Genomic DNA, 14,466 nt, shown 5'->3' with positions numbered 1-14,466 from the left:
TACGACGTGGGAGAGTTCGGCGCCGTTGACGCGCAGGGCGAGCAGTGAGCGCGGATCGCTGACCTGGTTGTCGCGCAGGGCGACCGCCCGGAAGGACCCCGCGAGCTGAAGTGACTCCACGAACACGCCCGGCAGATCGGTGTCGTAGCCGACGAGCCTGGCCAGGTCACGGAGCCGTACGCCTTCCCACTCCTGGTTCTCCGTCGACCACCCCTCCACGCAGGCGATGGGCAACGCCGAGCTGTGCAGCCCGATGTGGTGCAGCTCGTCGAGCGAGAGCATGACGTCACGGCCCTTGCCGCGCACCACGAGGCGCCAGTCGTCGCCCGTGTCCTGGACTCTGACCTGGGAGGCGGCGAAGGCCTTGTTGACGGGGAAGCTGTTCGGCCCGGTGCCGACCGGCCGGCCGTGGGGTGCCAGCAGGGCGGTCCTGCGCAGCGGTCCGCCGATGCTCTGCCCCGCCGTCACCACGAACAGCACGAGCGAGCCCAGGCCGACCATGCCGAGGGCGCCCCGCCGGGACACGGTCGGCTTCGCCGGGTGCGAGGACACGAGACCGGACTCGTCGGGCGGCTCCGGCTTCGTACGGGAGGTGGGGGTACGCAGTTCGGCGCGGAAGTCGCGGCTGCGCAGGGCCCGTACCGTACGCGGCATCCGGATGACCACATGGGCGACGAGCGAGCCGAAGAACACCCAGGCGCCGTAGAAGTGCAGCGCGTAGAACGAGCCGGGGAAGAGGTAGTCCAACTGGACGTTGAGCACCCCGGTCACGAACTCGAAGAGCCCGCCGCCCACCAGCAGGAGCAGCGAGAGCCGGTCCAGCGCGTGGCCGATCGACCGCACCGGAGGCAGGGTGAACAGCTTCGGTACGACGGACCACAGCTTCGCCAGCAGAATCGGCACAAGCACGACGCCGAGCGTCACGTGCACGCCCTGGTTCACCCGGTAGAGCCAGTAGGGGCGGGTGGGCCACGCGAAAAGGTAGAAGCCGAGCAGCCCTTTGTCCGGTGTCTTGTCGTTGATCGCCGCCAGATTCGGATTATAGGCGGCGTAGGACAGCAGTCCCGTGACAAAGAGCAGTGGAATACCGACGAGCAGGACCACTCCGAATACCGAGGTCAACCATGGGCCACGAAGGGGACTTCGCCATGGGCCGGCGGGAAGGCGAGTGGGGACTTTCATGTTCGGGACCCTAGGGCACATCCGGGCCCTTCAGCGGGCCTCCTCTCCTTACGAAAGGCTGACGCGATCACCGTGCGGCCCCGCGATCGCGGGGCGAGGGGGCGAAGAAGTGACGAGTTGATGACGGCGAGAACCACCGGCCCCTGACATGGCAAGAAGGTGGGTAGGGTGATTTCGTTCTGTGCCAACCAGTTATGGAGTTACGGCGTTACCGTGTTACCGGATTTCCGGCGACGGCTTCCGCGCCAATTCCGTAGGTGGACTCCGCCTTCGGTCACGGAATTATTCAGAACGTTCTTCCCGAGGGCGTCGCCGCACATCCACGCGCCGGGAAGTTACCCTTGGCGGCGATGTCACTCGACGAACTGATCTCCGCGCTGCCGGACCACGCCAGGGACCTCCGGCTGAACTTCGCCTCGGTCATCGGCCGGAGCCCCCTGACGACGCTCCAGCTCTGGGGCACCGTACTGGCCTGTGCGATCGCCGTCCGCTCACCGGTGGTACTGCGGGCGCTGGCACCCGAGGCGCGCTCCCGGCTGAGCCCTGAGGCGTACGACGCGGTCAGGACGACCGCGTCCGCCATGGCGCTGAGCAATGTCTTCTTCCGCACCAGGCACCTGCTGTCGGACCCGGAGTACGGGACGCTGCGCCCGGGTCTGCGGACGACCCTCCCCGCCTGCCCCGGCGTGGACAGGACCGATGTCGAGCTGTGGTCGGTGGCGGTCTCCGCCGTCAACGGCTGCGGTGCCTGTCTCGACGCGCACGAGCGGGTGCTCAGGGACGCGGATGTGGACCGCGAGGTGGTCCAGGAGGCGTTCAAGATCGCTTCGGTGATCCAGGCCGTCGCCACCACGCTGGAGACCGAAGCGGTCCTCGCCCCGTGGCTGTGAGAAGCCCCGTCACTTCCTGAGCGCGGCCATCAGCAGCCGCGCGTCGCGCACCAGGGCGGGTTCGATCACGGACCGGTCGACCGGCGCCGGCACGAACTGGTTGCCGGCGCCCGGGCCGTGGCCGTACTCGATGTAGCTGCGGACGTCGAGGGCGAGGTCGGCCTGACCGTCGAGGATCACCAGCCGCGTCGCCTCGCCGGGCGCTCCCGTCACCAGGTAGGCGCGGTCTCCGAGACCGGGGACGGCCCGCTGCTGGTAGATCACGCCGTCCGGCTCCAGGGCGGACAGGCTCGCCTCGAACTCGGCCCCCGGGTCGGACGTGAGGTACAGGTCGTAACTGATGTGTACGGTCGAGTGCGTCAGCGGGGCGTCCGGCGAAGGCCCCGCGCCCGGTGCCGGTCCCATGTCGACCGAGCAGACCGACCGGTCCAGCTCCGGCTGCTTGTCCCCGACGGCGTGCGGCGAGCGCTTCGGGCCGAGCGCGGTGGACAGGGCCGTCAGGTCCGCCTCGGCGCAGAGGTTGTGGGTGGCGCGGTAGCCGTCCAGGTCGGGGCCCCGGCCGTGGTACGCGTAGAGCCCGCACGCCCAGAGCGCGGAGGCCACCAGCGCGCCGCCGAGCGCCCACAGCAGCGGTCTCCCGCGCGGCGGCGGGGCGTGCCCGCCGTCGCCGGCGAGCGTCTCGGGCTCGTACGGGTCCGGATCACCGTCCCCGTGGCCGCGCGGATCCCCGTACGTGTCCGCGTACGTGTCCCCGTAGGGATGCCCGGACCCGGGCCCGGGTCTCTGTCCGGACCCGGCGGCGGGCACCGGGCGTTCGCCGGACTGTTCACCTTCCAGTTCCGGCTCCGAGATCATTCCGGCCGGTCCCGCTGATCACCGTGGCCCGGTTCCGCCGGATCGGTGAACTCCTCGGCGGGCTCACTCGTCCCCGCGCCCGGGGGCGGCGCGACATCGGCGGCCGCCGAGCCGTGCGGCGGGGGCTGGGTGCGCGTGATGTGTTCCTGGCTGTACCTGCGGAGGTAGCCGACGACGGTGTTGGTGACCGCCACCAGCGGCACCGCCACCACGGCCCCGCCGATGCCGGCGACCAGCGAGCCCGCGGCGACGGACAGCACGACGGCGAGCGGATGGACCCGTACCGCCCGGCCCAGGATGAAGGGCTGGAGGATATGGCCCTCGATCTGCTGCACGGCGAGCACCACCACCAGCACGATCAGCGCGGTGAAGACGCCGTTGGTGACCAGGGCCACCACCACGGCCAGCGCGCCGGAGACGACGGCGCCGACCAGCGGCACGAAGGCGCCGAGGAAGATGAAGACGGCGAGAGGTACGGCGAGGGGTACGTCGAGGAAGTAGACGCCGAGGCCGATGAATATGGCGTCGATCAGCGCGACTATCACGGTGCCGCGTACGTACGCCGTGAGCGTCCGCCAGGCGCGGGGTCCGGCGCCGGCGACACCGGGACGGGCCGGGGCGGGGACGAGCTTGAGCGCCCACTCCCAGATGTGCTTGCCGTCGTAGAGCAGGAAGAGCGTCGAGAACATCGCGAGGAGAATGCCGGTCAGCAACTCGACGACCACGGTCACGCCCTGCAGACCGGCGGACGTGATGGCCTCGGTGTTGGTGCCGATGGCATCGCTCAGGCTCTTCGCGATGTTGTTTATCTGGGTCTCGGTGACATGGAACGGGCTGTTGAGCAGCCAGCGTTTGAGTTCGTTGATGCCGTCGGTGACCCGGTTGGAGAGGTCGTCGACATTCGCCACGATCTGCCAGACCACGAACCAGCCGATGAGCCCGATGACCACGAACCCGCCGATGGCGGTGAGGGCGGTGGCGAAGCCCCTCGGCAGTCCCGCCCGCCTGAGGCGCGCGACGGTCGGCTGGAGCAGCGCGGTGATGAGCAGTGCGGCGACGAAGGCCAGGACGACGATCTGGACGGCGCTGATGACCTGCATCAGCACCCACAGAGTGCCGGCGAGTACGAGGAGCCGCCAGGCGGCCTCTCCGGCGACCCGGATGCCCCAGGGGATCGCGGTGACCGGGTCGGGCTTCGCCGGGATGTCCGGGGCGTATGAGGGGGGCGGCGGGATGTGCTCGGCGGGGGGTGGGGGGACATGGCCGTGTTCGGCTTCCGCCTCGGCCCTGCGCTCATCGAGGCGTTCACCCATGCGCGTGAGCTCCGCGCCTACTCGCCCGAGCCACGCCGGAACTTTTGACATGATTCTCTCTTTTCCCCCCGCCCTGCCGTTCACGCACCACCCCGAGTAGTTCGGACCGAACCGTACACGCGCGAAGCCCCCCACCGTAGGACGGCGGGGGGCTTCGCGAGGTTGAGCGGTGATCGGGCCGACCGTCGGTCGACTGTCGCTCTAGTACCAGTGGTTGGCCTGCCAGAAGGACCAGGCACCACAGGGGCTGCCGTACTTGGCGGAGCTCATGTAGTTCAGGCCCCACTTGATCTGGGTGGCCGGGTTGGTCTGCCAGTCGGCGCCGGCGGAGGACATCTTCGAGCCGGGCAGCGCCTGGACGAGACCGTAGGCGCCGGAAGAGGCGTTCTGGGCCTTGTAGTTCCAGCCGGACTCGCGCGTCACGATGTTGCTGAAGCACTGGAACTGATCGGCGGGGACGATCTGGCGGGCGATCGCCTGTACCTCGGCGACGGTGTAGGAGCCTCCGGCGGACGCCGAGAGCGAGATCGTCGACGACGAGTCCTGCTCCTTGGCGAGCTTCTCCGCTTCGGCCTTCTTCTTCGCCGCCTCGGCCTTGTCCTCTGCCGCGGACTTCTTCGTCTGAGCGTCCTTGGCCGCCTGAACGCGCGCCGATTCCTCGGCGGACTTCTGGGCGAACGCGTCGGCCGCGGCTGCCTGCGCCTCGGCCTGCTGCGTCAGCGACGAGGTCTGGACCTGCGCCTGCTGTCCCGTGGGGATGTCCGAGAGGAGAGTCGCATCGGACGCGGTGGTCTCGATGTTGTCGTTCGAGGGCTGGGGCTCGCCCGAGGCAACGCCCACGACGGCGCCGACGGTGGTGACCGCTGTGGCTGACGCCACGGCGAATCCCCGGACCGAAATCCGGCTCACACGGTGTCCTTCCAGCATCGTCCGCCTGCGTGACCTCACGGACGAAATCGTGCCCCTGGCACTGGTTCCCCTACAGCTCAGGTCACGGGGAACACGGGCCCGGTGGGCAATCCCCCTGGGGGGAGAGCCGCGTGGTGCGCGGGCGGCATACGGCGGCAGTAGTTGAGTTGTGTGGTGCGGTACCTCTGGAGGTACCTGAGTGCCGTATGCGGGGCCTGACGGAAGCAAGACTCTGCCCGACGCGGACGCACCAAGGCAATTATCCGTTGCGTGGGATAGCTCACACCCCGTTTGCCCCTCGGGATTTCCGGAAATACCCGCGCGGCACAACGCCGCCCGGCTAGGCTCTAGGGCCTCGCCGGGCGGCGCCAACTACCGTAATACGTGCTAGATCTGGCCGTCCTCCAGCATTTCGGTCACGAGCGCGGCGATCTGCGAGCGCTCGGAGCGGGTGAGGGTGACATGCGCGAAGAGCGGATGGCCCTTGAGTTTCTCGACGACGGCGACGATCCCGTCGTACCTCCCGACCCGCAGGTTGTCGCGCTGGGCCACGTCGTGCGTGAGCACCACCCGGGAGTTGGCCCCGATCCGGGACAGGACCGTCAACAGGACGTTCCGCTCCAGGGACTGGGCCTCGTCGACGATGACGAACGCGTCGTGCAGCGAACGGCCGCGGATGTGCGTGAGCGGCAGCACTTCGAGCATGCCGCGCCCGAGCACCTCCTCGATGACGTCGCGGCCCGCCACGGCCGAGAGCGTGTCGAAGACCGCCTGAGCCCAGGGGCTCATCTTCTCGGCCTCGCTGCCGGGCAGATAGCCCAGCTCCTGCCCGCCCACCGCGTAGAGCGGCCGGAAGACCATCACCTTCTGGTGCTGACGCCGCTCCAGGACCGCTTCCAGGCCCGCGCAGAGGGCCAGCGCCGACTTGCCGGTACCCGCCCTGCCGCCCATCGACACGATGCCGATGTCCGGGTCGAGGAGGAGGTCGAGGGCGATGCGCTGCTCGGCGCTGCGGCCGTGGATCCCGAAGGCCTCACGGTCGCCCCGTACGAGACGGATGTCGCCCTCCGCAGTGACCCTGCCGAGCGCCTTGCCGCGCTCGGACTGGAGCACGAGCCCGGTGTGCACGGGGAACTCGCTCGCCTCGGGGACCTGGAGCGTCTCCTCGGTGAAGAGGAGATCGATCTGGTCGGCGGTGAGCGACAGCTCGCTCATGCCGGTCCAGCCGGAGTCGCTGACGGCCAGCTCGGCGCGGTACTCCTCGGCGAGGAGCCCGACCGACGACGCCTTGATGCGCAGCGGCAGGTCCTTGGAGACGACGGTCACGTCGTACCCCTCGGCCTGGAGGTTGCGCGCCACGGCGAGGATCCGCGAGTCGTTGTCCCCCAGCCGGAAACCGGCCGGCAGGATGCCGGGGTCGGAGTGGTTGAGCTCGACGCGCAGGGTGCCGCCCAGATCTCCGAGTGGGATGGGGGCGTCGAGCCGTCCGAAGCGGATACGGAAGTCGTCGAGCAGGCGCAGGGCCTGCCTGGCGAAGTATCCGAGCTCCGGATGGCTCCTCTTGTCCTCCAATTCCGTGATCACCACGATCGGGAGCACGACTTCGTGTTCCTCGAAGCGGGACATGGCGTTCGGATCGGCCAGCAGGACGCTGGTGTCGAGAACATAGGTGCGCCTGTCAGGCATACGGCGCTTCGTACTGGTCACCACGGAAGGACGAACCCCCTCGGATGAGGTCGGGGAGCGACGGCGTCGCGGGCGGGTGGACCGGGCTCAGGCACCCATGCGCGGGCCGAGCTCCGGCCCTCCATGTCGCCCGTGCGTCTGACCGCACAGTCGTCCTGGTGCAAAGGGCCTCCCGGGCGGACGGCCCCATGCCGTCCGCTGAGATGCGACGTCCTCTTGGCTGTACTTTTCGGACGTCGACCTGGAAGGGATATGCCCTCGAACACGCGCCGCCATGCCAGGGCGTGGGTCGGACGGCGGATGAACCTCGGGTAAACGGGTGTACGGGCGGCGCGTCGCGGGGGCCCCGAAGCGGCGCGGCGGCCGGTCGCCCGAGGGCCGGCCCCGGGTCGCTCCACCGGGCGGCGGTCAGGTACGGGCCTTGCGGCACAAGGGTTGTGTCAGCCTCCGAAGCGGCGGTGCCGGGCCGCGTAGTCACGCAGGGCGCGCAGGAAGTCGACCTTCCTGAAGGCCGGCCAGAAGACTTCACAGAAGTAGTACTCGGAGTGGGCGCTCTGCCAGAGCATGAAGCCGGAGAGGCGCTGCTCGCCGCTGGTACGGATGACCAGGTCCGGGTCCGGCTGGCCGCGGGTGTAGAGGTGGGAGGAGATCAGGTCGGTGTCGACGATCTCGGCGAGCTCCTCGAAGGTGGTGCCCTTGCTCGCGTGGTCCAGCAGCAGGGACCGGACCGCGTCGGCGATCTCCTGGCGGCCGCCGTAGCCGACGGCCACGTTGACGAGTATGCCGTCGTTGCCCGCCGTGGCCTCCTCCGCCTCTTTCAGGACGCGCTGGGTGCGGCCGGGGAGGAGATCCAGCGTGCCCACGTGGTGGACGCGCCAGCGGCCGTCGGCCGCGAGGTCGGTGACGGTGTTCTCGATGATGCCGAGGAGGGGGATCAGCTCGTTCTCGGGGCGGTCGAAATTGTCCGTCGACAGCATCCAGAGGGTGACCACCTGGACGTCGGTCTCGGAGCACCAGCCGAGCATCTCCAGGATCTTGGTGGCGCCCGCCTCGTGACCCTGGACCGCCGTACCACCGGACGCCTTCGCCCAGCGGCGGTTGCCGTCGAGGATGACGCCGATGTGCTTGGGCACCTGATCGTGGTCGAGGCGGCCTTCCACCCGGCGTGCGTAGAGCCCGTACACCAGGTCGCGCAGATTCACTGGGTCCACCCTCTTCGTTCCTGTGTGGCGATTCCTGTGCGGCGATTCCCTCGCGGCGATGTCCGTGCCGCTTCTCCGTGCCGCTGTCTCCGTGCGGGAGATCGCGCGCGGGCCGGTGATCGTGCGCGGACCGGCCCGTCCGCTGCCCGGATGCCAGGGCCCGCCGGGCCGCCCGGAGGTCCCGAAGCCGTCACACTACTGCGCGGTCACCGCAAGGACCCAACCCGGCCTGTCACAACTCCGTGATAAGCAGGAAGTGTGACTGAATTCCCCTCGTACCCCGCAGCCGACGACCGTTACGACTCGATGGAGTACCGGCGCAGCGGTCGCAGCGGCCTCAAGCTGCCCGCGATCTCTCTCGGCCTCTGGCACAACTTCGGCGACGACTACGCGCTCGGCTCCCAGCGCTCCATCCTCCGCCGCGCCTTCGACCTGGGCATCACGCACTTCGACCTGGCGAACAACTACGGTCCGCCGCCCGGGTCCGCCGAGCTGAACTTCGGCAAGATCTTCGCGCAGGACTTCGCCGCCTACCGTGACGAGCTGGTGATATCGACCAAGGCCGGTTACCGGATGACTCCGGGGCCGTACGGCGAGTGGGGTTCCCGTAAATACCTGCTGAACTCGCTGGACGCGTCCCTCCAGCGGATGGGCCTCGACCACGTCGACATCTTCTACTCCCACCGCCCCGACCCGGACACCCCTCTTGAGGAGACGATGGGTGCGCTGGCGTCGGCCGTGCAGCAGGGCAAGGCGCTGTACGTGGGGGTCTCCTCGTACAACGCGGAGATGACCGCCGAGGCCGCCAGGCTGCTGAAGGAGATGGGCGTTCCCGCCCTCATCCACCAGCCGTCGTACTCGATGATCAACCGCTGGATCGAGGACGACGGGCTGCTCGACACCCTGGAGACGGCCGGGATGGGCTGCATCTCCTTCGTGCCGCTCGCCCAGGGGCTGCTGACGAACAAGTACCTCAAGGGCATCCCGGAGGGCTCACGCGCCACTCAGGGCAAGTCCCTCAACCCGGATCTGCTGTCGGACGAGGTCCTGCGGCGGCTGCGGGGGCTGAACGAGATCGCCAAGCGGCGTGGTCAGTCGCTCGCGCAGCTCGCCCTGAACTGGGTGCTGCGTGACCCGCGGATGACCTCGGCGCTGATCGGCGCGTCCAGCACGAAGCAGGTCGAGGAGAATGTCGCGGCTCTGACCGCGGCGCCGCTCTCGGACCAGGAGCTCAAGGAGATCGACGGCTTCGCCGTGGACACCGAGGGCACGAACATCTGGGCCGGCCGGAGCTGACGCACATCTGAGGAAAGAAAAAACGGGCCGGTCCGTGGGGGGGATACGGACCGGCCCGAGGGGGGGGTTTCCACCATAACCCTTCGTAAGTGGTGGCGGGCGCCACGGCGCCCGACGATCACTCTCCGGGTCCGCCCCACCGCCCTGCGTAGGCCCGGAATTCCGGGCCCCGCAAGGGATCCGGCGTCCGGAGGTGGCGAGAACTCGCCAGGGCGTGTCGTAACCCACAGGAGCGACGCGGGCGGCTGGGACGGCTTGACCTGACTCAGGCGGCGCCTCCCGGCGCGCGTTCCGCTTCCCTTTCCGGGCCGCTTTCCGGCGCGCACTCTGCTTCCCGCGCCTGCTCCTTCCGCTCCACGACCCGGTGCATGAAGGTGTCGCCCCACGCGCCGAGCGGCAGAGCCGGGCGGGACTCTCGCAACACGTCCTGGGGAGATCCCGGGGCACGCGGAGGGGCGGTACGCCGGAGCGCACCGCCCGCCACGTCACTCTGTCCGGCCGCCGTCAGAGGCCGGAACCGGCTCAGACCGTCGGCCGCTCACGGCGCCGGCGGCGTACGAGCGTCGTACCGCCGAAGGCCAGGAGCACGGCGGCGCCGACCGCGGTGGGGATCACCACGGAGGCGGAGGTGCTGCTGGTGTCGGCGGCGAGCTGCGCCGAGTCGACACCACCGCCGGCGGGGCCCGTGATGGGCACCTTGACCGGCTTGGCGGGGTGCTTGGGGATCGAGGTGACGGACTTCACCGCGCCGTTGGCGCTGAGCAGTACCTCGACGTTGTTGGGCTTCTTGAAGTCGAACGCGTTGAGCAGCGTGCCGCCCCGGGTGTCGAAGGAGCCGTCACCCACCCGCTTCGTCTTCCAGTTGCTCTCGATGAACGACGTGATCGACGTCTGCTCGGTGAGCGTGTGGTCGACGTTGTTCGTCTTGGCGTAGGGCGAGATCACCAGCAGCGGCTGGCGCGGGCCGGGGCCGCAGCGGTCCTGGTAGCCGGCCTTGGCGGCCGGGCCCGTCTGGCAGGCCTTGGCGTCGGTGGGCTTGCCGTTGGAGCCCTTGACGGTGTCCTTGGAGCCGTTCAGCACCGGCGGGCTGACGTGGTCGTACCAGCCGTCGGAGTCGTCATAGGCGATGACGACGGCGGTGCTCTTCCACTCCGGGGACTTCTGGATCGCGTTGATCGTCGAGGTCACGAAGTGCTGCTCGTCCAGCGGGTCCGAGTTCCCCGGGTGGCCGTCCTGGTAGGCGCCGGCCTTGAGGAAGCTCACCGCGGGAAGCTGCTGCGCGGCCAGCGCGGCGCTGAAGTCGGTGAGGTCGTAGTTGTGGTTGGCACGGCCCGCGTGGCCGATCTCGTCGACGGACGCGGGTGCCAGGTGGTGCGGGTTCGAGGTCGACTTGTAGTACTCGAACGGGGAGTGGTGCGCGCTGTAGTCGACCACCGAGGCGCCGCCCACGTTGGTGTGGGCCGTCGCGCACTTGGCGTACGTGCCCTGGGTGCCGTCCCACGCGGTGCTGGGGCGGAAGCCGCCCTGGAACCAGCCCCAGCTCACCTTCTGCTGGTTCAGCAGGTCGCCGATGTTCTTGCCCTGCATGGCGGCGAGCGGCGTGGTGGCGGTGTGGTTGGAGTCCGAGCAGTCGTCGTAGGCCGGGTCGGGGTCGCCGGTGACCGTACCGACGCCCTTCTTGTCCGGCGAGGACAGGACCGACGAACTGGGGGTGGCGGTCTGCTTCGGCTTCTCGGTGCCCGAGGCGGGGTCCATCGAGGTCACGCCGTGCGTCTGGCCCGAGATCAGGTTCAGCGCGCCGGGCGTGGAGGGGCCGAAGGTGGAGCTGTACGAGTTGTCGTTCAGCGTGTAGTGCTGCGCGTAGTTCCACAGACCGGTGACGGTGTTGCCGTCGTAGTAGTCCATGACCATGCCGGGCTCGGCGAACAGACCGCCGGAGCAGGTGTCCTGCTCCGTGTTCTCGACGAACTTGTCGGCCTTGCCGTTGTTGTACGCGAGCTGCTCGGGGCCGTAGCTGTGGTTCTGCGAGCAGGTCATGGCCTGGGCGGACGTGAGCCGCTTCGGCGCGTACTGGTTCGGGTTCTTCGTCAGCAGCTTCGCGCTCGCCAGGTTGTTCACCTTGGGCGTCTTCGACGAGGCCACGAAGGGCGTGCCGTCGGTGTTCGCCGCCTTCGGGTACGTCGCGAAGTAGTGGTCGAAGGACTCGTTCTCGTCGAAGAGGACGACGACGTGCTTGATCGGCGTGCTGGTCTTGGAGCTGTTGTCCTTGGGGGCGTGCGTGGCCGCTGAGGCGGGCATCGCCGAGCCGCCGAGCGCGACCATGACCGCGGTGGCGGCGAGCGCGGCGGCGCGCCGCCTGCCGCGCCGGTCAGGCGCCGTAGATCTTGCACTGAACATCTTTCACCTATCCATGCCTGCGCACGCTGCCCGTGCCCCCGTCGGGCGTGGGGCGGTGCGCGTTCGGATTGCCGTCAGCATGGTCGGGCAGTTGTACGACCCACTGGATGGCTCGACCATGGATCCCGGGTGAACGCTTGGTCAGGGAATCCAAATGTCCGGGGCGCGCCCGCTATGGCGGCGGATACGGCACCGGACGGATCGGGTCCGGTGCCGTGCGGGTGGCGTACGGGTGCCGTACGGGGGCGTGCCGGGTGCCTGGTCGGCCGCGGGTCGGCTGTCGCGTCGGCCGCCGGTCAGGCGAGGAGCGCCCGGCCCAGCCAGTCGGAGCCGTCCCGTACTCCGGGGAGGGCGAAGAAGTAGCCGCCGCCGTACGGCCGGATGTAGTCCACCAGCGGTTCACCGGCGAGCTTCTTCTGCACGGCGGCGAACTGCCGGTCCAGGTCCTGCTGGAAGCAGCAGAACACCAGGCCGGTGTCGAGGTCGCCGTTGTCGCGTACGCCCCGGTCGTAGTTGTAACCGCGGCGCAGGAGCCGGGTGTCGGCGGTCCCCGCCGTACGGGGGTTGGCCAGCCGGATGTGGGCGTCGAGCGGGATGCTGTTGCCCTGGGGGTCCTTGGCGTACTGCGGGCTGTCGGTCTCGTGCCGGCCGTCCAGCGGGGCGCCGGTGTCCCTGGCGCGGCCCATCATGCGCTCCTGCTCGTGGATGGACACCCGGTCCCAGAACTCCACGAGCATGCGGATCAGCCGGACCACCTGATAGCTGCCGCCCACGGCCCAGTCGGGCTCGCCGGCTCCCAGCCGTACCCAGAGCAGTTGGTCCATCAGGCGGCTGTCGCCGGTGTCGGGGTTGGCCGTGCCGTCCTTGAACCCCATCAGGTTGCGGGGCGTGCCGGAGGGGCGCGGCGGGGAGACGAAGCCCTCCATGCGCCAGCGGACCTGGAGGGCGCCGCGGGTGTGCCGGGCGAGGTCGCGCAGGGCGTGCGTCACCGTGTCGGGGTTGTCGGCGCAGAGTTGCAGCAGCAGGTCGCCGTGGCACCAGGCGGCTTCGAGGTCGTCGTCGGGGAAGACGTCCATCGGGCGCAGCCGGTGCGGGCGCCGGGCGGCCAGACCGTACCGGTCGTCGAACAGCGAGGAGCCGACAGCGACCGTCGCGCTCAGTCCGTCGGCGGGGACGACGGGGCCGAGTACGCCGGAGTCCGGCAGCGGCGCCGAGATGCCGAGAGGTTCGGGGACGCCGCCGGCCGTCAGGAAGCGGAGGCGTTCGGTGAGGGTGTGCATCAGGTCGGTGAGTTCGGCGCGGCTGCGGGCGATCACGTCGAAGGAGGTGAAGACGGCGTGGCGCTGGGTGGGGGTGAGGATGCCGGCCTGGTGGACGCCGTGGAAGGGGATGACCCTGCTGCCCTCGTCGGCGGGGTTGGCGGCGGCGCCGGTGGGGTTGGCGGTGTCGCGCTGGCCGTCGGCGGCCCAAGCGGCACCGGTCGATCCCGCGCCCACGACCGCGCCCGCGGCTCCCGCGACCAGCGCCCGCTGGAGGAAGGAGCGGCGCACGACACCGGCCGGGCAGGTACCGGCGGCGGCCGGGCCGTCGTCCGGTACGTCGTGGGTGGTGCTCTCGCCGCTCGTACCGTCGCCGCTCACGCTGTCCTCCGTATGTCGAAGATGACCGCCACCGGGGCCAGCCGCTCGGCGAGGTCGCCGAAGTCTCCGTTGATCAGTTCGCGCTGGGCGCGCGGGAGCGAGGCGGGGGCGCGCCAGCCGCCGTCCTTGCCGGTGGCGGCCAGGGTGTCCAGGTCGTGTTCCGCCGTGTGCAGCGCGCTGTTGAGCCCGGGCAGCGCCGGGTCGCGCGGTGCGAGCAGCGGGTTCAGCACCTTCAGCAGCTCGACCGTGCCGTCCAGGCCCGCGCGGGCCGACGCCAGCGACGTACCGCTGCCGAAGTCCGAGCGTCCGGTCAGATCGAACTGGATGCTGTCCTCGGTGATCTCGTGCGCCCGCAGGCCGGTGTCGAGCGGATCCATCCGGGTGCTGCCCCACTCGGCGCGCAACGCCCGCAGGTCCTTGGCGAGCTGGTCGGCAGGGCCGCGCAGGGACGCCGCCGACTCGCCGTGCCACAGGCCGTACTCCACCCGGTGGAAGCCCCCGAAGTCCTTGTCACTCACGCCGCCGGGCAGCCCCGCGTCGGTGCCGTCGATCGCGCCACCGAGGTCGCCGAAGGCGCCGTACGCCCCGCCGAGCCGTACGAAGCCGAGGTGCGCGGGGAGCCACGCGGCGCGGGCTGCGATGAGGTCGCCGCTGTCCACCGCGTCACGCAGGGCGTCGACCTTGTCCACTTCGGCGCCGAAGCCGTCCGCCACCCACTTCTGGTAGGCGAGGGTCGGCGGGATCACGTCGTGCTGGTTGACGGGCTGTACGGCGGGCCCGCCCGTGGCCGGGCCGCTGGTGATCTTCACGGCGTGCCCGGAGACGGCGTCGGTGTCCTCGACCAGGCAGCGGAACGCGTAACTGCCGCGCCCCAGCGTCACCTGGATCGGGCGGGTGGTGCCGGGCGCCAGGCCGTCGATCTCGCCGAGCAGCGCGCCCGAACTGTTGGCGAGGTAGACCTCGGCGGCGTCCGTCGAGCTGTTGTGCACGTCGAAGACCTGGAGCCCGGGCCGGGGGTCCTGCCAGCCGCGCCCGCAGTCCGAGGCGGTGGACGACGCCTCGACGGCGGTGTGACGCAGCCCGTCGGAGGGCGTCC

General features: G+C 69.9%; 11 protein-coding genes. 2 read left to right on the top strand and 9 right to left on the bottom strand.

Features of this window, described 5'->3' with window-relative positions; genetic code table 11:
• Positions 1 to 1,203, bottom strand: a 1,203-nt coding sequence (locus QR77_RS26585; RefSeq protein ID WP_236710825.1) for a molybdopterin-dependent oxidoreductase, incomplete at its 3' end; no start/stop codon positions are given.
• Between the two features lie 329 nt (positions 1,204 to 1,532).
• On the opposite strand from QR77_RS26585, the gene QR77_RS26580 reads away from it, so the two are divergent.
• Positions 1,533 to 2,072, top strand: a complete 540-nt coding sequence (locus QR77_RS26580) for a carboxymuconolactone decarboxylase family protein (protein ID WP_040024594.1) — start codon at positions 1,533 to 1,535, stop codon at positions 2,070 to 2,072.
• A 9-nt stretch (positions 2,073 to 2,081) separates the two neighbouring features.
• Here the strand turns inward: QR77_RS26580 and QR77_RS26575 are convergent, their stop codons facing one another.
• The 5 genes from QR77_RS26575 to QR77_RS26555 form a co-directional block, all read right to left on the bottom strand.
• A complete protein-coding gene (locus QR77_RS26575; RefSeq protein ID WP_052489081.1) occupies positions 2,082 to 2,927 on the bottom strand; it encodes a hypothetical protein in 846 nt (281 codons plus the stop codon).
• The gene (locus tag QR77_RS26570) at positions 2,924 to 4,291 is read right to left on the bottom strand and encodes an AI-2E family transporter (protein WP_040024593.1); all 1,368 of its coding nucleotides are present in this window, start codon (positions 4,289 to 4,291) and stop codon (positions 2,924 to 2,926) included. The genes QR77_RS26575 and QR77_RS26570 overlap by 4 nt, the downstream gene beginning before the upstream one ends.
• A gap of 150 nt (positions 4,292 to 4,441) precedes the next feature.
• Positions 4,442 to 5,167 carry a lytic transglycosylase domain-containing protein gene (locus QR77_RS26565; protein ID WP_173476458.1) on the bottom strand — a complete coding sequence of 242 codons (726 nt, stop codon included), beginning with the start codon at positions 5,165 to 5,167 and terminating at the stop codon, positions 4,442 to 4,444.
• 369 nt (positions 5,168 to 5,536) lie between these two features.
• Entirely contained in the window at positions 5,537 to 6,859 is a 1,323-nt protein-coding gene (locus tag QR77_RS26560) for a PhoH family protein (protein ID WP_078877175.1), read from the bottom strand.
• A gap of 416 nt (positions 6,860 to 7,275) precedes the next feature.
• Entirely contained in the window at positions 7,276 to 8,037 is a 762-nt protein-coding gene (locus QR77_RS26555) for an isoprenyl transferase (protein ID WP_040024590.1), read from the bottom strand.
• A gap of 258 nt (positions 8,038 to 8,295) precedes the next feature.
• On the opposite strand from QR77_RS26555, the gene mgrA reads away from it, so the two are divergent.
• On the top strand, positions 8,296 to 9,333 hold the full coding sequence (gene mgrA, locus QR77_RS26550; RefSeq protein WP_040024589.1) for an L-glyceraldehyde 3-phosphate reductase: 1,038 nt from the start codon (positions 8,296 to 8,298) through the stop codon (positions 9,331 to 9,333).
• 522 nt (positions 9,334 to 9,855) lie between these two features.
• Here the strand turns inward: mgrA and QR77_RS26545 are convergent.
• The 3 genes from QR77_RS26545 to QR77_RS26535 form a co-directional block, all read right to left on the bottom strand.
• Positions 9,856 to 11,631: an alkaline phosphatase family protein gene (locus tag QR77_RS26545; RefSeq protein ID WP_347359825.1), complete on the bottom strand. Its 1,776-nt coding sequence runs from the start codon at positions 11,629 to 11,631 to the stop codon at positions 9,856 to 9,858.
• Positions 11,632 to 12,026: 395 nt separating this feature from the next.
• Entirely contained in the window at positions 12,027 to 13,280 is a 1,254-nt protein-coding gene (gene efeB / locus QR77_RS26540; RefSeq protein WP_040028703.1) for an iron uptake transporter deferrochelatase/peroxidase subunit, read from the bottom strand.
• Positions 13,281 to 13,366: 86 nt separating this feature from the next.
• The coding region (locus QR77_RS26535; RefSeq protein WP_052489080.1) for an EfeM/EfeO family lipoprotein at positions 13,367 to 14,466 on the bottom strand (1,100 nt) is incomplete at its 5' end.

The sequence above is a fragment of the Streptomyces sp. 150FB genome, assembly GCF_000818195.1.
Taxonomy (GTDB): Bacteria; Actinomycetota; Actinomycetes; order Streptomycetales; family Streptomycetaceae; genus Streptomyces.
This window is presented reverse-complemented; position numbering and strand designations above follow the sequence as displayed.